The 20589-nt window shown below is 38.4% G+C and carries 17 protein-coding genes; 11 read left to right on the top strand and 6 right to left on the bottom strand.

Features of this window, described 5'->3' with window-relative positions; translation table 11 throughout:
* Nucleotides 1-30: 30 nt before the first annotated feature.
* From EGI24_RS00320 to EGI24_RS00310, 3 genes are all read right to left on the bottom strand, one after another.
* A complete protein-coding gene (locus tag EGI24_RS00320) occupies nucleotides 31-1404 on the bottom strand; it encodes an FAD-binding protein (protein WP_255046154.1) in 1374 nt (457 codons plus the stop codon).
* A gap of 205 nt (nucleotides 1405-1609) precedes the next feature.
* Nucleotides 1610-2266, bottom strand: coding sequence for a DUF1349 domain-containing protein (locus tag EGI24_RS00315; RefSeq protein ID WP_255046153.1), 657 nt, complete (start codon nucleotides 2264-2266; stop codon nucleotides 1610-1612).
* The gene (locus tag EGI24_RS00310; RefSeq protein ID WP_255046152.1) at nucleotides 2263-3498 is read right to left on the bottom strand and encodes a flavin-dependent oxidoreductase; all 1236 of its coding nucleotides are present in this window, start codon (nucleotides 3496-3498) and stop codon (nucleotides 2263-2265) included. Before EGI24_RS00310 ends, EGI24_RS00315 begins: the two co-directional genes overlap by 4 nt.
* Nucleotides 3499-3686: 188 nt before the next feature.
* On the opposite strand from EGI24_RS00310, the gene EGI24_RS00305 reads away from it, so the two are divergent.
* From EGI24_RS00305 to EGI24_RS00295, 3 genes are all read left to right on the top strand, one after another.
* The gene (locus tag EGI24_RS00305; protein WP_255046151.1) at nucleotides 3687-4751 is read left to right on the top strand and encodes a serine hydrolase; all 1065 of its coding nucleotides are present in this window, start codon (nucleotides 3687-3689) and stop codon (nucleotides 4749-4751) included.
* Nucleotides 4752-4962: 211 nt separating this feature from the next.
* Nucleotides 4963-6177, top strand: coding sequence for a pyridoxal phosphate-dependent aminotransferase (locus EGI24_RS00300; RefSeq protein ID WP_255046150.1), 1215 nt, complete (start codon nucleotides 4963-4965; stop codon nucleotides 6175-6177).
* Nucleotides 6178-6252: 75 nt separating this feature from the next.
* Nucleotides 6253-7173, top strand: a complete 921-nt coding sequence (locus EGI24_RS00295; protein ID WP_255046149.1) for an RluA family pseudouridine synthase — start codon at nucleotides 6253-6255, stop codon at nucleotides 7171-7173.
* A 56-nt stretch (nucleotides 7174-7229) separates the two neighbouring features.
* Here the strand turns inward: EGI24_RS00295 and EGI24_RS00290 are convergent, their stop codons facing one another.
* The 3 genes from EGI24_RS00290 to EGI24_RS00280 form a co-directional block, all read right to left on the bottom strand.
* Complete coding sequence (locus EGI24_RS00290; RefSeq protein WP_255046148.1) at nucleotides 7230-8555, bottom strand: C1q-like domain-containing protein; 1326 nt, start codon at nucleotides 8553-8555, stop codon at nucleotides 7230-7232.
* A 73-nt stretch (nucleotides 8556-8628) separates the two neighbouring features.
* A complete protein-coding gene (locus EGI24_RS00285; RefSeq protein WP_255046146.1) occupies nucleotides 8629-9843 on the bottom strand; it encodes a hypothetical protein in 1215 nt (404 codons plus the stop codon).
* Nucleotides 9844-9869: 26 nt separating this feature from the next.
* On the bottom strand, nucleotides 9870-10175 hold the full coding sequence (locus EGI24_RS00280) for a LytTR family DNA-binding domain-containing protein (RefSeq protein WP_255046145.1): 306 nt from the start codon (nucleotides 10173-10175) through the stop codon (nucleotides 9870-9872).
* Nucleotides 10176-10417: 242 nt separating this feature from the next.
* Here EGI24_RS00280 and EGI24_RS00275 point away from each other — a divergent pair, with 242 nt between their 5' ends.
* The 8 genes from EGI24_RS00275 to EGI24_RS00240 all read left to right on the top strand — a co-directional run bounded on the left by EGI24_RS00275 (nucleotide 10418) and on the right by EGI24_RS00240 (nucleotide 20519).
* Nucleotides 10418-11122: a LytTR family DNA-binding domain-containing protein gene (locus tag EGI24_RS00275; protein WP_255046143.1), complete on the top strand. Its 705-nt coding sequence runs from the start codon at nucleotides 10418-10420 to the stop codon at nucleotides 11120-11122.
* Nucleotides 11119-13296, top strand: coding sequence for a tetratricopeptide repeat-containing sensor histidine kinase (locus EGI24_RS00270; protein WP_255046141.1), 2178 nt, complete (start codon nucleotides 11119-11121; stop codon nucleotides 13294-13296). Before EGI24_RS00275 ends, EGI24_RS00270 begins: the two co-directional genes overlap by 4 nt.
* A gap of 274 nt (nucleotides 13297-13570) precedes the next feature.
* Entirely contained in the window at nucleotides 13571-14962 is a 1392-nt protein-coding gene (gene lpdA / locus EGI24_RS00265; RefSeq protein WP_255046140.1) for a dihydrolipoyl dehydrogenase, read from the top strand.
* Between the two features lie 362 nt (nucleotides 14963-15324).
* Nucleotides 15325-15750: an Hsp20/alpha crystallin family protein gene (locus EGI24_RS00260; protein ID WP_255046139.1), complete on the top strand. Its 426-nt coding sequence runs from the start codon at nucleotides 15325-15327 to the stop codon at nucleotides 15748-15750.
* A 181-nt stretch (nucleotides 15751-15931) separates the two neighbouring features.
* Nucleotides 15932-17452, top strand: a complete 1521-nt coding sequence (locus tag EGI24_RS00255; RefSeq protein WP_255046138.1) for a trypsin-like peptidase domain-containing protein — start codon at nucleotides 15932-15934, stop codon at nucleotides 17450-17452.
* A gap of 146 nt (nucleotides 17453-17598) precedes the next feature.
* The gene (locus EGI24_RS00250; RefSeq protein ID WP_255046137.1) at nucleotides 17599-18948 is read left to right on the top strand and encodes an Nramp family divalent metal transporter; all 1350 of its coding nucleotides are present in this window, start codon (nucleotides 17599-17601) and stop codon (nucleotides 18946-18948) included.
* 7 nt (nucleotides 18949-18955) lie between these two features.
* Nucleotides 18956-20032 carry a DUF3810 domain-containing protein gene (locus EGI24_RS00245; protein ID WP_255046136.1) on the top strand — a complete coding sequence of 359 codons (1077 nt, stop codon included), beginning with the start codon at nucleotides 18956-18958 and terminating at the stop codon, nucleotides 20030-20032.
* Between the two features lie 34 nt (nucleotides 20033-20066).
* A complete protein-coding gene (locus EGI24_RS00240; RefSeq protein ID WP_255046135.1) occupies nucleotides 20067-20519 on the top strand; it encodes a transposase in 453 nt (150 codons plus the stop codon).
* Nucleotides 20520-20589: the final 70 nt, after the last annotated feature.

Genomic DNA, 20589 nt, shown 5'->3' with positions numbered 1-20589 from the left:
TTATTCAATAATGTTTTTGAGAATAATTTTTTAACCGAACAAATTGGTCTCGATAAAGTCATTTCTGAATTTACCCTCTGGATCATGTTTGATCATCAAAGCCTTAAATTCATTGAGTTTTTCGATTCTTCCTTGTAAAACAAAGGGTTGAAGTGTAAAAACCTTGCCCCAGTGTGGTCTCGCTCCAAACGGTTCTAGTGCCTTTTCGACTTCCGGCAACAGTGCCATTACGGCATTTACTTCCTGTTTCCACGTAAAATGTATAGCCAAACAAGTCTTTTTATAAAATGGACTCATCGGTATTTCGTCGCCCGCTATGGTACGAATTTCGGTGATGAATAGGAGCGGAGACACTTTCTCATTCAGTTTTTCTACAGCCATAAATGCCTGATAAGCATCTTTGATATTTACAAAATACTCCGCTTGCAGTTCTTTGCCACTGCTCGGCGTAAAACCCATTTTGAAGTGCGGCATGCGTTCAAACCAAGTCCCGTCCACACCCATTTGGTCGGTGCAATTCACCGGGTCGGCAGACGCTATGGGGTGCAGGTTTTTATTGGCCAATTTTGCCCCATAAAACTCGGGAGCAAACTCCTTCACGTCGTCAGATTTTACTTTTATCCAAACCTCACTCACGTTTTTATTTTTCCAGTCGGTAAATAAACTTACGCTATAACCACTGGCCATTATTTTCTCAAAATCCTTCTCCAGTGCGGCCATAGGCATGTTTTGGTACACCACTTGCTTCATTTTAAAAGTCGGCTGCACTTTCAATGTCACCTTTGTGATAATGCCCAAAGCACCCAAACTCACTATGGCCATCAGAAATTCCTCACGGTTTTTTTCTTTGGTGAGCCTCACTACTTCACCTTTGCCATTTACCATTTCGAGGGCAATTGCCGCCGTGGCAAGACTGCCGTTGCTTATGCCCGAGCCGTGTGTGGAGGTGGAACAGGCCCCGGCAACAGAAATGTGTGGCAAAGAGGCCAAATTGTGCAAGGCAAAACCGTTTTTATCAAGATACTCACAAAACTCGCCATATTTAATGCCTGATTCCACCGTAATGGTCTCGTTCTCTTTGTCTAACGAAATCACCTTGTTTAAAGCCGCTGTCGAAATCTGGTTAAACTTGCTATCTGCTATGCCATTGAAGCAGTGCATTGTACCCAGCCCTTTGACTTTTTTGTATGATTTTATGAGTTCTTGTAGCTCTTCCACAGTTTTCGGAGCCACCAAATTGTCGGTGCTGTACGTATAATTTCCCGCCCAATTGGTCCTGCCCACATGCACCGTCTCAGTGGTTTGGGTGGATTCAGAAGTATTACTAGTGCAAGACATTAATTCTGGAAATGCCGCTCCGGCAGCCAAAACGGAAGCCGATTTTAAGAATTCTCTTTTTTTCATAGGTTGAGGTTTTATTAAGGTTCTTTTGTAATCATTATATTTTGGGCGGCCCCGAAGGTCGGGCTGTCGCCACTCGCTCTTTGGTGGGCTGGCCTTGGCCAGCCCACCAAAGGAGCTCAAACAAAGGCTCCATCCCTGCCGCAGCATTTGAGTGTGAAAGTAGAATTAGTAGTTCAAATGTTAGAAACTTGGATTCATAATTCTCTCAATTCCCCGCATAAGGGTCTTTTATTTTCTTGGCCTCATATTTTATGTTCGAAAACTTTACTTTGCATCGTTGTCCCAGCGGCGATTGTGCCAAGAAACCCACTTTTACCTCTTCGTCGGTGTTGAACTGTAAGTGCCTGATTAATAGCCACTTTTTTCCGTCAGTAGAAACATAAAGTGTGACCACATTGTCGGCTTTAGCTATCTTGAAATGAGCAAAGTTTTCGTTTACACTTTGTGCATTGGCATCGTCAGACACGTCTTTTGTTACCACCGAAACTATCCTTCTGTAACCCAAGTAGTCCCTTTCAAAACAGAACTTTATCCAGTTGAGGCTATCGGCTTTGAGCACCAAAGCTCCAGCGTCCCATTTGTTGACAAAACTTTGCTCTATAGTGGCCGTTAGCACAAAATTTTTGTCTGGAACAAACATCAGTTTTGGGGCATTATCGGTGTTGTAAGTCACGTTTGGGTCACGAAACATGTCGGTTTTGGCTCCAGCTTCTATTTCCAAAACGCCCGCTTTTAGTGAAACACTGTTGGGTGAGTTTTCCCAATACAAAAGCTGCGGTATGCCGTTAATTTTAACGGGCGGTTGTTGAGCTTTTGCCAGTATGGTAATTAGAACCAAGATGATTAGTAGATGTCTTTTCATTTTTTTAGATTTAGTGTATTGATATCAAAACCAGCTATTTTTTTGTAGTTGTCCATTACCTCTTTGAGTGCCTCATGCGGTATTTGTTCTTTCGTGAAACCATCTGGAAACCATTCTTCCATCATGTCCATGATTTGGTCTGGGCCTTTGGCACGATTTTGCAAAACTACACTTGTAGTAGCAGGCAATCTCTCTGCTTCGTAAACAAAAAGTGCCAATTCGGCAGTTTTTTCACTTTTTAAAGCTTCGCAAAGTGCATCAGCATCCAATATTGCCTGGGAAGCACCGTTGGAGCCGATGGGGTACATTGGGTGTGCTGCATCTCCCAACAAGGTCACTCTACCTTCTGTCCATTTCTCCAGAGGATTGCGGTCAGACATCGGAAACTCATATACTTTTTCGGCTTTATCTATCATTTCAGGAACATTTAGCCAATCAAAATTCCAGTTTTTATAAATATCCACCAGTCGTTGTTTGTCGGCTTCTCTATTCCAATCTCGTGCAGTGAGTTTAGATTTTCCTTCTCTAAGGTTCGCTACCCAATTTATCAAATAATTTCCGTCTTCGTCAGGTTGGTTGGCGATAGGATAAGCCACCATTTTTTGCCCCAAATGCCCCACCATTACCATAGATGTGCTATTCAGAAAGCCCTTCATTTTGCTAGCTCCACGGTACAAAACATTCTCAGAATACACAGGTAATCCCTCTTCCGGATTGAGTTGTTTTCTGACTTCAGAATTTATGCCATCAGCACCAATGAGGATGTCAGAGGTGGATTCTAATATTTTTTCGCCAGTTTCTTTATCTATAAAATGAGCGGTCACTTGACCTTCTAACTGATCGAAATGCGAAAGATGGTGATTAAGAAATAAGCATTTTTCCCCAATTCGCTCCTTTACGGCATCCAACAAAATCATTTGTAAAACCCCGCGATGAACTGAAAACTGCGGCCACCTATAGCCGGCAAATCTGCCGCGTGGCTCGGTCCAAAACTGTTGTCCAAATTTATTAAAATATACCAAATCGGAGGTTTCTATGGCACTTTGGGCAATTTTTTCTTGCAAACCAAGGTTGGTCAATACCCTTACGCAGTGCGGTAAAATGTTGATTCCAACACCCAGTGGCCTGATTTCTTTTACAGATTCAAATACTTTTACTTCAAATCCAGCTTCGTGCAGACATAAAGCCGCTGTAAGGCCACCAATTCCACCTCCAATTATATTGATTTCCATTCATCTAAAGTTATACCGAATTCAAAATTAAAAAAGAATTTAAGGTATTAGTCATTAAATCTTAAAATTGGCAATTTAACTGCTTAATATTGCCTTGTTTTAAGTAAAAAGGGTCGATACTCAAAGAAATGAATTTTTTACAATCTGTCTGGGTTTTCCAGCTTAGCCGAATTTATAAATTATAAACCATGAAAAGTATTTTTAAACTTTCGCTTGTACTCCTGTTTTCGGTTGAAATTTATGCACAACCTTCTGCCTATCAGATAAAAGAAATTGATATTGAGCTGCAAGGTTTGTATAAAAAAGGCAAATTCAACGGAGCAGTTTTGATTGCTCAAAATGGTAATCCAATCTATAAAAAAGTCTTTGGAGTAGCCAATTTTAAAACCAATGAAGCCTTAAAGTTCAATTCAACGTTTAATCTTGCTTCGGTTTCAAAACAGTTTTTTGCGATGATGATCATGCAACTTAAAGAAGCGGGAAAGCTTGATTACGATGATAAATTGACGCAATATTTCCCGGAGTTTCCGTATAAAAAAATGACCATTCGTCACCTGCTCAACCATACTTCTGGATTGCCAGAGTATTTCGATTTTGTTGAACAATATCTAGACGAGGACGAAATTTTGACCAACAAAAAATTGCTGTTCTTGTTATCTGCAAAAAAGCCAAAGCTCATTTTTGAACCTGGCACCCAATGGGAATATTGCAATACTGGCTATGCACTATTGGCCAATATTATAGAAAAAACATCCAAAATACCTATTGAAGACTATTTCAAGACTAAAATATCAGCCCCGCTAGGTTTTAGAGATTCCTATGTATTTTATAAAAACATGAAGAATAATACGAGTATCGGCCACCAAAGAGTTTATGGATTTGAAGTAAAAAATGGCAAAAAATACCTTAATGATTTAACCAATATGGATGGCGTGGTGGGCGATGGCAATATTTATTCTTCTATGGAGGATTTATTGAAATGGGATCAGGCATTGTATACCACAAAGTTGGTTTCGGCGGCCACCATGAAAGAGGCTTTTACGAGCGGAAAACTTTTAAATGGAGAAGAGTTTGGATATGGATTTGGTTGGGAAATTGAGGGAAACAACAAAAATATCTCACATACGGGTAGTTGGGTAGGTTTCGAAAATTTTATTTCTAGAAACATGAAATCCAAAACAACGGTAATCATTCTAAGTAGCTCGACCAACGACACTGCAATAGACCTGATTAATGAAATTTTAGAAAAATAATTACATTTTGAGTCTTTTTGTATTTCTTTTTTGAAATGCAAATTTTGATTTTAGTAGTTATTATAAAATGACATTTTAGTTTTAAGAGTGTCACATTAAATAAAAAAACCCAAGGCATTTAAAAAGCTATTGTGTAATTTTGCACCCGATTTCTAGAAACACTTAGTTTTTTGAAAATCAATAAGTTTTGGGAAACAAAAAAATCTAAAAAATGTCTGTAATGGTTGAAACCGCAAATTTGCTCGCTGACAGAATCAACAATTTGGAAGAATCTGCAACGCTTGCAATGTCAAAAAAATCGAGAGAGTTGGCTGCACAAGGCCACAAAGTAATCAATCTTTCAATAGGTGAGCCTGATTTCAAAACGCCAAAGCACATCTGTGAGGCTGCAAAACAGGCTATTGACAATGGATTCCACGCATACACACCTGTGGCTGGAATTCCAGAATTGAGAAAGGTAATAGCTGAGAAATTTAAACGTGACAACAATATAGACTGGAAACCAGAGAACGTAATTGTTTCTACTGGTGCCAAACATTCTTTGGCCAATGCCTTGGCCGTGATGGTAAATCCGGGTGATGAGGTGATCATTTTTGCTCCATATTGGGTAAGTTACTCTGAAATGGTGAAATTGGCCGAAGGAACTTCTGTGATTTTGGAAGGAGCTTTTGATAATGACTTTAAAGTAACGCCAGAGCAATTAGAAGCTGCCATCACGGACAGAACGAAAGTGGTTATGTATGCATCGCCGAACAACCCAACTGGGTCGGTTTATAGTGAAGCCGAGTTAAGGGCGATTGCAGCGGTTATCGAAAAACACGAAAATGTATTCGTCCTTGCTGACGAAATCTATGAATATATCAACTTCCGTGAGGAAGGACATTTCAGTATCGGGTCTATTCCTGCCATCAAAGAGAGGGTAATTACCGTGAATGGTATGGCCAAAGGATTTGCCATGACAGGATGGAGGATTGGTTTCATTGGTGCAGCCAAGTGGATTGTGGATGGTATCGACAAACTACAAGGTCAGGTTACATCAGGAACCAACAGCATCGCTCAAAGAGCCTCAGTGGTAGCTTGGGACGATATGACTGCCCCTGAAACCATGAAAAGGGCGTATTTGGTAAGAAGAGATTTGGTGATAGGTTTGTTGAAGGAAATAGAAGGATTCAAAGTAAACGTACCAGAAGGAGCGTTTTACGCATTCCCTGATGTAAGTTATTATTTTGGAAAAACAGACGGTGAAGTAACCATAAACAACTCTGACGACCTTTCAATGTGGTTGTTAGAAAAGGTATTTGTGGCCACAGTTGGGGGTGGATCATTTGGTGCTCCTAACTGTATTCGTATTTCTACTGCAGCATCAGACGAGGCCTTGAAAGAAGCCGTAGCGAGAATAAAGTCGGCTGTGGAGACTTTGAAATAAACAAAATTAAGAAATAAGTTTTGAGCCCTATTCAAGCGACTTGGATAGGGCTTGATTTTTTAAAATATAGTGTAAATGAGGCAACCCAAAGAAATCAAAAGAACATTTTCACAAAAGAAAAAAGGTAAGCCGAACGACCTCAAGTTTGAAGTTGAGCAGGATTCTGAACTTCTGGTTTTTTTGTTGGAAAAAATGCCTCAAAAGAGCCGAAACGATGTGAAGGTTTTGCTGAGAGACAAGAAGGTTTTTGTTGAAGGAGAAGCCATCAGCCAGTTTAATCAGCCTTTGGTGCCAGGGCAAAAAGTTGAAATCCGTTGGGAAAAACAGCCTGAAGAAATTAAATTTAGAGGGTTGAAAATCATTTTTGAAGACCAATATTTGATTGTAATTGACAAGGAGGCTGGCTTGCTTTCGATAGCCACTGAAAAACAAAAAGAAAACACGGCTTATAGCGTATTAAGCGAATATGTAAAAAGGCAGGATCCTGCCAACAAAATATTTGTAGTTCACCGCCTTGATAAAGACACTTCAGGCATTATGATGTATGCCAAAAGCCAAAGAATCCAAAAGGCTCTGCAAGAAAACTGGAATGACAACATTCTGGAACGTACCTATTTAGCGGTTGTGGAAGGAATTGTGGCGAAGCCTGTGGGTAAAATTATTTCCTATTTGACAGAGAGTAAAGCTTTGATCATGTATTCATCACAAAATCCCGAACATGGGCAAAAAGCCGTAACCTATTACGAAGTAACCAAAACCTCAAAAAAGCACAGTTTGCTACAGGTGAACCTTGAAACCGGCCGCAAAAACCAGATCCGTGTACACATGAAAGACCTCGGCCACTCGGTGATAGGTGACGACAAATACGGAGCCACGACCAATCCCATCAAACGCCTAGGGCTGCACGCATGGGTTTTATCATTTACCCACCCAGTTACAAAAGAAGCCATGCGTTTTGAGACGGAGGTGCCGACTTTGTTTTTGGGGTTGTTTTGAGGGGGGAAATTGTACTATACTTGGTATTTCAAACATTTTCTTCTGGTGGTGAACTTTTAAAAACGGAAAACTAAATGACCAGAAAACCGAACATAATAGTCAGTATTCGTAATGAGTTGGGTTGTTAAAGAAGTCTGAAAAATGTCAATTTTCACTACATCACCACTAGTTAATTGAATATCCCGGCTTATTTGAGTAGTAAAAGATTTGTTTAAATTAATCGGAGTAGCAACACTTTGATGAAAACCGTTGTTCAACATCAAAAACATGAACCCTTCTCCATTGCTGACAGCCGAGGTACCCCATTGAATAGAGGCATCAAAGTGATAAACCCCGCTAAGAGGTGCGGTGAACTCACCTGTGGAATTATTGAAATTGCTTTGGTAATCATATTCCTCAATCGAAAACGGTATAGTATATGAAGTATTAGAAAGAACACTCAAGTTACTTGCTCCCACTTTTTTTGCTGAAAAAGCAAACCTTTCAGTCGAAATAAATAAATTTCCGTTGGCATCAGCCGATACTGACCTATTGCCCGAACCTACCAGATTTGAAGCTCTTATTTTTCCATTAACGTGTAGTTTTTCTTGTGGGTTATTGGTGCCAATTCCTACGTTTCCGCCGCCATTTATTCTCATGTTTTCGGTGAATAAGGCACTTCTTCCTGTTCCAAATATAATGTTTTCGGTTGCACTAGGCACAAATAGTTGCAGTGCAGAGGCTTGTATTCCGATGCCATAGTGGTTGTCTGATGCGGCTGTTTCACCTCCCCAAAAAGATATTTTATCACCTATATTACTTGAAAAAGTAAGTGGGTGTTTTGGCGAAAATGAGCCAATTCCCATTTTTGTATTGACCAAATCAAAGGCAAATCTCCAGTTTGCAATGGTACCCATTCCGAAAAAACCAAAAATATTGTTGTCGTACATTCCCGCAAATGCTCCTTCGGTATTGTCAGATTTATTAAACCATAAACCTGCTGTTGATCCATTATGTCGAATTCTGCTTCGACCATTTATATCAAGTTTATAGTTGGGGATGCCAAGTTTTTCAATTCCAATTCCTACATTTCCTGTTTTTCCATCACTTGGATTCAAAACAATATTTCCATCATTATTCAAAAACAATTGAGCACTTCCATTAGATGTGGAAAAAACCAGCGGGTGGTCAGTATAGGTTTGTAGCCAGCCACCTATTTGGCTTGCCGTTCCGATATAAGTATTCAATCGTATTGTTCCATCGGTATGTTCCAGTCCTATTTTTGAAGTAGCGGTCTTGATAACACCATTTGGAGTTCCTCCAATATTGGAAGGAGCAATAGTAATTGACTGTCCGCAAATTTTGAGGCTAATAAATAGTAAGAGAAATAAGATTTTTTTCATGGTGATAAGCATTTATAATGAGAGAGTTATGATTATTGTTTTGATGTATATGAAAAATAGTTTTAGATTTATGTTATTCTTCGTAGGTTATGTAAACTCTAAATGGTTTACTCAAAATATTTGCACTATTGCCAGCAGCATTAGCAACATATATTGCACCTGAATCACTTCCAATATTGTATAGAAAACCAGCTAAAACAGTATAATTTGGCGGAACTCCATTGGTACCTGCTTGATTGACAATTACTTGATAATCTAAAATTTTATTTCCGGGTATTCCATGATTTACTGAAACACTCGTACCTTGGGTAGCGGCGGTTGTTCCAATGAGCTTCAAGACTTTGATTGTGGGTGCCGTAGCACCAGCGGCAGCACCAGCGGGTACTGTATTGCCTAGTTGTGTAAAACCAGTATTTACTACATTTCCATTACTATTTACTGCAAATCGCCAAGCATTGCCAATATAAATTCCTGCTTGGGTATCAGTAATCATGCCATAAAAAGCCCCATCAGCTCCGTTTAGGCTGTTTGTGGAATTACTCATCCAGATACCAGATGTATTTACATTGTGTCGGATTCTCATTCTACCGTTTACATCCAATAACTCATTTGGATTTGACAAACCAATTCCTACACTTCCCATACCCGAAATGTCATTAATTAAAACTTTTGAGCCGGCTTTCCCCCCCCTTATATATGTGTCTTCGGCAGAGTCATAATAAAAATGACTTAAATAGGATGTTCCCTTTATGTCCATTTTGGCAGCTGGAGTTTCTGTTCCTATGCCTACTAAACCGGTACCCGTTATAAGGGCATATCCTGTTGGTGAAGCATTAGAAAAATGCCCTCCTATACCAGTTGTACTGAAAAAATTCAGAGCATATCCTTTTACACCAATACCTGACTCTGCCTCACCAAGAATACCGTTTCCGTAACCGTTTTCGGAATATCCTTTTACCCCACTTTTTCCGGCTCCATACGCTAATCCATAGACGCCAGATCCAAAGGTGCCCATTTGGGAAAAGCCGGATACACCAGTGCCGTTTTTGGAATAGCCATGCACTCCAGTGCCAGAGCCTTCGTGGCCACCATATACGCCTATGCCATTATAAGTTGTGGATTTGTTTAAACCATAAATTGAATAGTTGTGGGCATTCGGAGAAGTGTTTTTTGAAGTAACTTTAATACCATCAACGTTTTCGGTAGTACCTACCACAATCTCCATTTTCGGTGTTTGGCCAACCAATCCTAAACTTACAAACATCAATAAAATCAACACTTTTTTCATATCACAATCAATTAATAATTAACAATTTAAATAACATTTAAAAACGCCTTACGCCTCCTCGAAACCACGAAACTCAGATTGTTTGAAAGCTCCACCCTGGCTTCTTGGTAGGTTTTTACGTGTTGTCGATTGATGACCACGCCGCGGTTTATTCTTAAAAACTCAGGGTTTTCGGCAAGGCGACTTTCGATGATTTTTAGTGTAGTGGACGAAAAAATCATTTGGCCATTTACCAAAAACACTTTGGTGTAGTTGAGGTCTGACTGTAGATATAAAATATCTTCAGAGGGCACTTTTTTACGACTGCCAATGGGTATAATGTTGTTGTTCATGGTGTGTTTCGAGATTAATTTTCACTTTGTTTAAATCCTGTTTATCTTTTGATGAAGAATCGTTTTACATTGTTTTATATAATTTTTCACATCAATTCGGTCTTCAATAGTTTCCAAAGTTGCATGAAAGCGTCGCTCCTTGAAATAGCCAATAGATAAACAACCCAACAAATAGACGAACGACACTGAGAAATATCGATTCAAGGTTTTCAAGGCTTGAAAATTATCGGTATGTTTGTTTTATGAAGCCAATAACTTGCATAATCATTGACGACGAAGAGATTGATAGACTCACCGTAAGCTCTTTTGTAAACAGATGCGGGGCGTTCCATGTAGTTGGTGTTTTTGAAAATGCCTTCGATGCCATTCCTGTTTTGGAGAACGAAAAAGTGGAGGTTCTTTTTTTGGATATTGATATGCCCAATATGAATGGGATTGACTTCAGGAAAATTGCCAAGGATGTTCCAATTTGCATTTTCATTACATCACATCCTGAATTTGCTGTTGAAAGTTTTGATTTGGACACGCTCGATTTTATAGTAAAGCCACTCAAATTTGATAGGTTCACCAAGACGGTTGATCGTATTCGAGATTATTTGGAACTTAAGCAAAAGGCCAATCTTTTTGAAGCGAGCTTGGGTGGTGATGTAATTTATATTAAAGAAGGCACAGTCCAAGTTAAAATAAAGCTTCATGATATTTTATATCTTGAAGCACTTAAAGACTACACCAAAATAGTAACAGAAACCAAGCAACATTGCGTGTTATCGAGTTTAGGAGTGCTTATCAAAGATCAATATTTTAGTAGTTTTGTGCGTGTTCATCGCAGCTACGCCATTCAGAAACACTACGTATTAAAAATTCAGACCAACGATGTTATGTTGCGGAATGAGTTTCTAGTACCTATTGGAAGGAGTTTTAGAGAAAATCTGTTACAACTACAATGAAGACTAAATTTTTATTTTTCTTTTTGCTCCTTTGGAGTAGATTATTATTTTCGCAGTCAAACAAAGCCATTGAAGACCTCACTGCCGAACTCCAAAAAAATACAACTCCAGATACTTCGAGGGTAATGTTATTGCTAAAAATTTCAGTTGCAAACTATGGCGTAAATCCAAGTAATATGCAGTTGCATGCGGAAGAAGCTATTCAGTTATCTAATAAACTATACTTTAAAAAAGGCCAGGCCGAAGGCTATAAGTTGCTGGGAGCAAAGTACGTATCGGTCGGTGATTATCAAAAAGCCGAAGCTAATTTCCAAACCTCGCTAAAGTTATTTGAAGAATCAAAAATATATTCTGGAATCATCATTTGTAATAATAATTTAGGGTCAGTAGCCCTGGTTCAAAATAAATATCCAGAGGCATTGTTTTATTTTCAAAACTCTATTAGAGTGGCCGAAAAATCTAAATTACCTAAACTTGCAGGATTGGCCTACAGCAACATTGGGATTATTTATACCACACAAAAAAAGTATGATTTAGCCCTTAAACACTTTCAAGATGCCCTTACAATCAATACAACCGCCAACTCAACAGACGGAATGGCCGCAGGCTACAACAACATCGCTTCGGTGTATTTGGATACCAAAAACTACGAAAAAGCATTAGAATTTTTTAGTAAAGCCTTAGCCAGAGACATTGAAATGAATAATAAGCTGGGTATGGCACGCGATTATGGCAATTTGGGCCTTGTATATGCAAGGCAAAAGATTTTTGAGGCGTCATTTGAAAACCATAGCAAGGCACTTAAACTATCTGAAGAGGTAGGAAATAAAAAGGGAATGGCCATCAACAATGCAGGTGTTGGTGAATATTATCTACAAAAAAACAGGCTAGATGAGGCTTTGCCTTTTATGATGAAATCAAAGGACATTGCTCTGGAAATAGGAACCCGAGATGTGCTAAGAGACGCCTACCTTGGACTTAGCGATATCTACGAAAAAAAGGGAATAGTAGACAGTGCCTATTTGTATTTCAAAAAATACGTTGACATAAAAGAAAGTATTGACAACGAAAATAATCAAAAGCAATTAGCCAGGCTTGAAATTCAGTATGAGTTTGATAACAAGGAAGAAAAATATAAAAATCAGCAGCTTTTGGATACCGAAAGCTTAAAACAAGGTCAATTGTTGCTGGCCCTAAACAACGCTAAACTGAGCGTTAGCAACAAAGAACGAGACTTGGTAAAACTTAACTATTTAAAAACCCAAGCCGACTTAAAAGCCGAACAGATTCTGGGTATTTCGAATAAAAAACAATTGTCGGCCGCCGAAAACGAGGTGAAATTGAAGAAAACGGAAGTGGAGATTGCCAATCTCAATTTGGCCGCCAAAGAAACCCAAAAATGGTTTTATGTCAGTGGGTTACTTCTTTTGAGCATAATCGGAGGCTTGTTGTTTTACCAACGAAATACCAGCCAAAAAGCCAATAAGAAACTACAAACATTAAACACAGAGCTGGAGGAGGCCAATAAAGCCAAAATACGATTCATGGGAATCCTAAACCACGATTTACGAAGTCCAGTAGCCAGTTTATTGCAGTTTTTGCAACTGCAGCAAGAAAGCCCAGATCTATTAGATGAAACCAACAAAAAAAGACTCCAAAATAAGACCATTACGAGTGTAGAAAACCTATTGGTTTCTATGGAAGATCTCTTGCTTTGGAGCAAAGGGCAAATGCAAAACTTTATGCCTTTTCTCAAAAAAATTGAGATAAAATCAATTTTTGAAGACACCCAAAGGCATTTCGAAAGTCAAGAGCATATAAAAATAAATTTTCTAAGTCCCGAAAATTTAACATTACATACCGACGAAAACTACCTAAAAACGATAATTCGGAATTTAACGGGTAATGCTATCGGAGCTTTATCTTTGACAGAAAATCCAACAATAACTTGGAAAGCATGGGAAGTGCAAGGGAAGAAGTTTATTTCCGTCACAGACAACGGCCCCGGTGCCACAGAAGATCAAATAAAGGCTTTATTTAATGATTCTGAAGTTATTGGCATCAAATCTGGCCTCGGTTTACACCTTATCCGTGACCTCGCCAAGGCTATAAGTTGTAATATTTCCGTAAAATCCAACCAAGACGAAGGTACTACTTTTGTGCTCTCTTTTTAATTCCAGAATCATGCTCGGATTTCGAGATTTCTTGTATTAGCAAAATATCTGCTATTGTGGTTTGATGAACCATTTTGGTTTAAAGCCAACTTTGATGTTTGAGATAAAGTATTATCTTAGTTTAGAAACAACGTATCACCTAATCTTACTTGTACTTTCCCACCCAAAACTTTTACTATTTGTTTAATAAAGTCGCAAAAGTTGTACACAGAATTTAGCTTTCGATTTTATTCACTAAATTTGCACCCAAATTATACCAAAAATCAAATTTCTTATGGCACAGTATGATGTTGTGATTCTCGGAAGCGGCCCTGGTGGTTACGTTACCGCTATTAGAGCTTCTCAGTTGGGAATGAAAGTAGCGGTTATAGAGAAGGAAAATCTGGGCGGTATCTGCCTCAACTGGGGTTGTATTCCTACCAAGGCTCTGTTAAAATCGGCACAAGTGTTTCAATATATTAAGCATGCCAAAGACTACGGTATTACCGTGGGCGAAGCGAGTGCAGACTTTTCAGCAGTGATTGGTCGCTCAAGAAGCGTAGCTGACGGCATGAGCAAAGGTGTGCAGTTTTTGATGAAGAAAAACAAAATAGACGTAATAGACGGATATGGGAAAGTACAGCCTGGCAAAAAAGTAGAAGTCACTGCTGCAGATGGTACCAAAACTATTGTTGAAGGAAAAAATATCATTATTGCCACTGGTGCAAGAGCAAGAGCTTTGCCAAATGTACCTATAGACGGCGAAAAAGTGATTGAATATCGCAAAGCCATGACGCTCGAAAAACAACCTAAATCATTGGTAGTCATAGGATCAGGTGCGATAGGAGTAGAGTTTGCGTATGTCTATGCTAGCATGGGTACCAAAGTTACAATAGTTGAGTTTTTGCCTAATATTGTTCCTGTAGAAGACGAGGACGTCTCGAAGGAATTGGCCAAGCAATACAAAAAAATGGGTATCGAAATCTACACAGACTCAAGCGTAGAGAAAGTAGATATTTCTGGAGCTGGATGCGTTTCTACAGTAAAAACCCCTAAAGGCGAAATCACAATTGAGTCTGACATCGTACTTTCGGCGGCAGGTATAGTAGCCAACATTGAGAACATTGGCTTAGAAGATGTCGGCATTGCTACAGATAGAGGCAAGATTTTAGTTGATAAATATTATCAAACTAACGTTCCAGGATATTTCGCCATCGGTGATGTGGTTCCAGGACAAGCATTGGCTCATGTTGCAAGTGCAGAAGGTATTATTTGTGTGGAGAAGTTGGCTGGACATCATCCACAGCCTTTGAACTATGGAAATATTCCGGGATGTACGTATTGTTCTCCTGAAATTGCTTCTGTAGGTTATACCGAAAAAGCGGCCAAAGAAGCTGGTTATGAAATAAAAGTAGGCAAGTTTCCATTTTCAGCATCGGGCAAAGCCAAGGCTGGTGGTGTGCCTGAAGGTTTTGTAAAAGTAATTTTTGATGCGAAATATGGTGAGTGGTTAGGCTGTCATATGATTGGTGCCAATGTAACTGAAATGATAGCAGAAGCCGTTGTTGCTCGTAACTTAGAAACAACAGGTATGGAAATCGTGAAGTCGGTTCACCCACATCCAACTATGTCAGAAGCCATCATGGAAGCAGCCGCTGCTGCTTACGGTGAGGTAATTCACTTGTAACATATCGATTTCGAGTAGAAATCTTCATATATCAAAAACCTGCAAGATGTGTCTTGTAGGTTTTTTTTGTGCCAATGTTTGTGTTAGCACAAACATTCCACCACATTCCATTTTGTATTTTCCCCGCCCAATTTTGAGCCCTTACAAATTTGAAAGAGATTGTTTAGGAACAAAATGATTAGTCAGCTTTGGCTCCTCAAGAAAAAATGTCATAATGATAAAACTCAAAATCGGCCGTTTTGTCATAATAAATTTATAGCAAAACCAGCATTTCGGCCATTTTGTCTTGAAAAATCAATTGGAATAAGTTTTGTTCATTGTCATCCAAATAAAATTTGTAAAACATAAAACAAACAATAATTATGAAAACCGTTTTAAGAAACTATGACAATTTGAATTCTTTTCCCGCTTTTTTCAATGAGCTTTTTGGTGAACAATCTGCTGCTAAATTTAACAAGAATGTTCCAGCTGCGAACATCAAAGAAACAGAAGATAGTTTCGGTATAGAGTTGGTAGCTCCGGGGTTCAAGAAAGAAGCTTTTAAGGTGGAAGTTCATGAGCGTAACTTGACCATTTCAGCAGAAGAAAAGAACGAGACTGAAGAAAAAACAGAGACGTTTTTGAGAAAAGAATATAGCTTTGGATCTTTTACCAGATCATTCAGATTGCCAAATACCGTTGATTCAGACAAAATAGAGGCTACTTATGAAGACGGCGTTATGCAAGTGACCATTCCTAAAAAAGAAGAAGCAAAACCAAAAGAACCAAAATTGATTTCGATAAATTAAGCGTTGAAAAGTGGAACTCAGCATCTTTTGGATTTACCAAAAGGTGCTTTTTAGTTAATAATTGTTAAACAAATGAACGCGAAATAAATTTTATTTCAATAATTTGCGTTATTGCTTTACTTGAAAATAAATTTGTAATTCTATAGGTTTTAAATTCAATAAAAACAAAGCTATTAAAAAAATGACATTGAATAACTCTTGGAAAACTGCCCTCATCGCCGTTTCGGCTAGTGTGGCAACTATCGCTGGCTACAGAGCCATCGATGGATATCGCAACGACGTGGTAATCAACGAAGCTGGGTCAAACGGCTCTGTGATGAAATTCGCCAATTTGCCAGCAGGTCAGCCGGGTGATTTTACTTTTGCGGCAGGAGCATCGGCTCCAGCAGTGGTACATATCAAGGCCAAAAGTTCTAGAACTGTACGTCAAATGCCTTCTATTTTTGATCAATTTTTTGGCATGGATGATGACATGTTTGGAGGGCCACGTACCCAAAATCAAGAGTCGTCAGGCTCAGGTGTTATCATCTCAGAGGATGGCTACATCGTGACCAACAATCATGTAGTGGATGGAGCAAGTGAGTTGGAAGTAGTGACTTATAACAAGAAATCTTATGATGCCACTGTAGTCGGCAAAGATCCATCTACGGACATTGCGGTTATCAAAATCGAAGAGAGAAAATTGCCCACCATCACTTTTGGAAATTCTGACGAAGTAAAAGTAGGAGAGTGGGTTCTGGCCGTTGGTAATCCATTTAACTTAGAATCGACAGTTACGGCTGGTATCATTAGTGCTATTGGCAGAAATATCAACATTTTAGGTCAGAATCAGAGAGGTGGACAAAGCTCCAAAGGATCAGATACTCCGATTGAATCATTTATACAAACTGATGCTGCCGTAAATCCAGGGAATAGTGGAGGTGCATTGGTAAATCTCCGTGGACATTTAATAGGTATCAATACGGCCATAGCGTCACCAAACGGTGCTTATGCAGGATATGCTTTCGCAGTCCCTTCGAGTATTGTAAAGAAAGTGTCTACAGATTTGATTAAGTTCGGTAATGTTCAAAGAGGATTCATTGGCCTTGCTCCAGTGGAATTAAACAACAAAAACGCGAAAGAATTTGACTCCGATTTGGACGAAGGTATATACGTTGCCGAAGTGCCGGAAGACGGTGCAGCCAATGATGCAGGTATCAAAAAAGGAGATGTTATTGTTCGTGTTGATGGTATTGAAACTAAATCAGAGCCTAAGTTTAGAGAGTTGATTGGTAGAAAAAGGCCAGGCGAAAAAGTGACGCTAACGGTAAATAGAAGCGGTAAGGAGAAAGATTATGTATTAACGCTTAGAAATAACAAGGGCGGAGAAGGAATAGTAAAGAAAGATCCTGAATTGGCTTCGGCTTATGGTAAATTGGGAATTACGCTAGAGGACATTTCTGCCAAAGATAAAGAGAAGATTGGTTTAAGAAATGGCGTAAGAATATCGGAAATCGAAAAGGATGGTTTCTTTGGAGAACAAACCAATATAGAGGAAGGGTTTATAATTACAAGAGTTGGTAACGTGAGAGTTAATTCTACAAAAGAAGTAAAAGACCAAATAAACGCTGCCAAGAAAAATGGTGAAGAAGGTGTATTGATTTGTGGTGTTTATGAGGGAAGTACTTCTAGAAATTATTGTGTGGGAATTCCTGTAGAGTAAGCTTCTCGATAAATTGGTTCTGAAAATATTGAAATGAAATCAAAGCCCGAAGATTTTTATCTTCGGGCTTTTTGATGTATTTATTGGTCATGGAGTTGAGTTTTGCTAAGATATTTCTATTTTTATAAAATATTCAACCCTATAAAATGCAAAACGACCCTTACCATTTAAGTATAGAAAAAATTAAGTTTGCTCCTGAAACATTCAGGGAAAGACTCAAACATCTTGGCCCAAGTTTGATTTTGTCTGCGGCTATTGTAGGGTCTGGTGAACTCATAGCCACAACAACACTTGGTGCAAAAGCAGGTTTTGTGTGTTTTTGGATCATATTGATCAGTTGTGTGGTCAAAGTGATGATTCAGTTAGAGTTTGGCAAACATACGGTCAGTACAGGCGAAACGTCAATGCAAATCATGTCAAAACTTCCAGGACCAAAAATCCGAAATACGAGGTGGAGCGTTTGGTTAGTTTTTGTGATAATGATATTCAAACTGCTACAAGTTGGCGGAATTGTGGGCGGTGTAGCCATTACCCTCAACATGGTTTTTCCTGTAATATCTGTTTCAGTTTTTGCATTTTTGGTGGCGGCATTAGGAGCCGTTTTGGTTTATCAAGGTTATTATCAAAGCCTGGAAAAACTCTCCTTGGTAATGATTGCCTTCTTTACTGTTTTTACATTTTCTTCTTTGTATTTTTTGAAATATACCCATTACCAAATCTCCTTTGGTAATATCCTAGAAGGCTTATCCTTGAAGTTACCCAAGGCTGCTTTGGCGTTTGCATTCGGTGCATTTGGTATTACAGGGGTGGGTGCCGATGAAATTATACATTATAACTATTGGTGTCTCGAAAAGGGGTATGCATCGTTTGTAGGGCCGAGAGATGACTCTGCCGCCTGGAAAGACAGAGTAAAAGGATGGGTAAAAGTAATGCAGCTCGACGCTTTTTTGGCGATGTTAATTTATACAACAGTAACAGCAGCTTTTTACCTATTGGGAGCAGCAGTTTTGCATCACCAAGCCAACCTTCCAGAGGGCTACCAAATGATAGAAGTACTTTCGTCTATGTTTACAGAAAGCCTTGGGTCATGGTCAAAAACTTTCTTTTTAGCGGGTTCTTTTACAATTTTGTTTTCTACGGTTTTTGCGGCTTTAGCAGCTTGGACACGTCAGTTTGCTGATATTTTTGGTCAAATGGGCTGGATAGATTTTAGCGATATGGCTCAACGGAAAAAACTTATTACTCGCCTAGCTTGGATACTTCCATTTCTGTGGGCGTTTTTGTTTGTGTACATCAAGTTGCCCATGATTATGGTTATTTCGGGTGGAATTGTAGGTTCATTTCTGCTCATTTTGGTTATTTGGGCAGTAATTTTTAATAAATATTTTAGAAAAAATGACGTCGAAAAATCAACCACCCTATATAATATTTTGCTTTGGATAAGCATTATTGCCATCCTTTCGTTTTGTTTTTATGGTATTGTAAAGTTGTTTTAAAAAAACCATGAAAAATCTCAGCTGGAAAATTATCAGTATTATATTGCTGCCCATACAATTTATTCTTTTTAAAATTATTACCTCCAATGAAGAATGGGTAGAATACTATTATTCAAGAGGTTTTTTTAAGATAGTCTCTCGGTTTTTAAGAATAATAACCAGTTGGACAAGTATTTCCATTGGCTTAATTTTGGTCTATGGTTTAAGTGCTTTTTTTGTTTATTTTATTATCAAAACCATTTTTAGAATAAGAGAAAAGGAAGTTTCAATTAAGCAAATCGTAATAAACTTTTTGGCATACATTTCCCCAATTTATTTATTTTTTATGCTCACTTGGGGTTTGGCCTATCACAAAAAGCCTCTAGAAAGAATTTTAAATTTGAATACTAAAAATATTATAAATCAAGAAGTTATAGGTCTTTGTAAAGAATTAATAGACTCAACAAATGTCACCAGATCAAGGATTTTAGAATCAAATCTAAGGGACCTGACTTTCGAAAAAGTATTTGAGTTCGCACCAATCGGGTATAGAAATTTACAGGTCCGTTATCCTTTTCTGACTTACACAACCCCATCCATTAAAATGGCTTCAGGGAGCAACCTTTTGGCCTATATGAGTACGAGTGGTGTGTATATGTTCCCAACTGGCGAGGCGAACGTCAATACAAACAACATGATTTACGACACACCGTATGTAACCACACATGAAATGGCACACCAAATGGGTTTTGCTTCTGAAGAAGAAGCTAATTATTTGGCCTATTTATCCTGTAAAAACAACCCAGACCTGGTTTTTCAATATTCGGCCTATTATGGAACAGTTTTCAGGGCATTGAATAAAGTTTGGGAAATAGATAGCACCTATTCAAAAAAGCTTTTTGATAAATTAAGTCCAGAAGTAAAAGCCGACCGAGAAAAAGAAAGACAAGTTTGGAAAAAATTCAGAAATCCTATCCAAGTTTATGTGGTTAGTCCTTTTTACGATTTGTTTTTAAAGTCCAACGGTCAGGAACAAGGCTCACGAAGCTACGATTTGGTGATAGATTTGATGGTGGCAGAACGGAGGAAGGGTTTGAAGAAATAAGTTTATTTCATATTTTTGGAAAAATAAATTTCACATGGGACAAACCTTAATTAAAAACTATGTCCACATCGTTTTCGGCACAAAAAATCAACAAAATTTTATTAATGATGAAATTGAGGTTGACCTATTTGCCTATATAGGAGGCATTTGTAATTCCCTAGATTGTATCCCGATAAAAGTAGGTGGATATAGAAATCACGTACACATTTTGTGTTCTCTTTCTAAAAAGATAGCACTAGCTAAGCTTTTAGAAATAGTAAAAGCTAATTCCTCAAAATGGATAAAAACTAAGGGGGAAGCATTTCAGGATTTTTATTGGCAAAATGGTTATGGTTCATTCAGTGTCAATCCAAGTCAACTTCAAAGAGTTGTAGATTATATTGCCAACCAAAAGCAGCATCACGAAAAAAAGTCGTTTGAAGATGAATATCGTATAATATTAAAAAAGTATGATATTGTGTATGATGAAAAATATGTTTGGGATTGAGATTACAATTCATAAATCTTCACCGACTTCCATTGAAAAAACCATTAAACTAAATGAGCATTATCTTTCG

The organism is Lacihabitans sp. CS3-21 (assembly GCF_024343675.1).
Classification (GTDB): Bacteria; Bacteroidota; Bacteroidia; order Cytophagales; family Spirosomataceae; genus Leadbetterella.
Note: the sequence above shows the minus strand (reverse complement) of the source record. Positions and strands in the feature narration are given on the sequence as shown.

Excerpts from the sequence above, each read along its gene's own strand:
- EGI24_RS00280 (WP_255046145.1), bottom strand. The coding sequence starts at position 10,175 with ATGAACAACAACATTATACCCATTGGCAGTCGTAAAAAAGTGCCCTCT.
- EGI24_RS00250 (WP_255046137.1), top strand. The coding sequence starts at position 17,599 with ATGCAAAACGACCCTTACCATTTAAGTATAGAAAAAATTAAGTTTGCT.
- EGI24_RS00315 (WP_255046153.1), bottom strand. The coding sequence starts at position 2,266 with ATGAAAAGACATCTACTAATCATCTTGGTTCTAATTACCATACTGGCA.
- EGI24_RS00300 (WP_255046150.1), top strand. The coding sequence starts at position 4,963 with ATGTCTGTAATGGTTGAAACCGCAAATTTGCTCGCTGACAGAATCAAC.
- EGI24_RS00255 (WP_255046138.1), top strand. The coding sequence starts at position 15,932 with ATGACATTGAATAACTCTTGGAAAACTGCCCTCATCGCCGTTTCGGCT.
- EGI24_RS00320 (WP_255046154.1), bottom strand. The coding sequence starts at position 1,404 with ATGAAAAAAAGAGAATTCTTAAAATCGGCTTCCGTTTTGGCTGCCGGA.
- EGI24_RS00270 (WP_255046141.1), top strand. The coding sequence starts at position 11,119 with ATGAAGACTAAATTTTTATTTTTCTTTTTGCTCCTTTGGAGTAGATTA.
- EGI24_RS00275 (WP_255046143.1), top strand. The coding sequence starts at position 10,418 with ATGAAGCCAATAACTTGCATAATCATTGACGACGAAGAGATTGATAGA.
- EGI24_RS00310 (WP_255046152.1), bottom strand. The coding sequence starts at position 3,498 with ATGGAAATCAATATAATTGGAGGTGGAATTGGTGGCCTTACAGCGGCT.
- EGI24_RS00240 (WP_255046135.1), top strand. The coding sequence starts at position 20,067 with ATGGGACAAACCTTAATTAAAAACTATGTCCACATCGTTTTCGGCACA.
- EGI24_RS00245 (WP_255046136.1), top strand. The coding sequence starts at position 18,956 with ATGAAAAATCTCAGCTGGAAAATTATCAGTATTATATTGCTGCCCATA.
- EGI24_RS00295 (WP_255046149.1), top strand. The coding sequence starts at position 6,253 with ATGAGGCAACCCAAAGAAATCAAAAGAACATTTTCACAAAAGAAAAAA.
- EGI24_RS00285 (WP_255046146.1), bottom strand. The coding sequence starts at position 9,843 with ATGAAAAAAGTGTTGATTTTATTGATGTTTGTAAGTTTAGGATTGGTT.
- lpdA (WP_255046140.1), top strand. The coding sequence starts at position 13,571 with ATGGCACAGTATGATGTTGTGATTCTCGGAAGCGGCCCTGGTGGTTAC.
- EGI24_RS00305 (WP_255046151.1), top strand. The coding sequence starts at position 3,687 with ATGAAAAGTATTTTTAAACTTTCGCTTGTACTCCTGTTTTCGGTTGAA.
- EGI24_RS00260 (WP_255046139.1), top strand. The coding sequence starts at position 15,325 with ATGAAAACCGTTTTAAGAAACTATGACAATTTGAATTCTTTTCCCGCT.
- EGI24_RS00290 (WP_255046148.1), bottom strand. The coding sequence starts at position 8,555 with ATGAAAAAAATCTTATTTCTCTTACTATTTATTAGCCTCAAAATTTGC.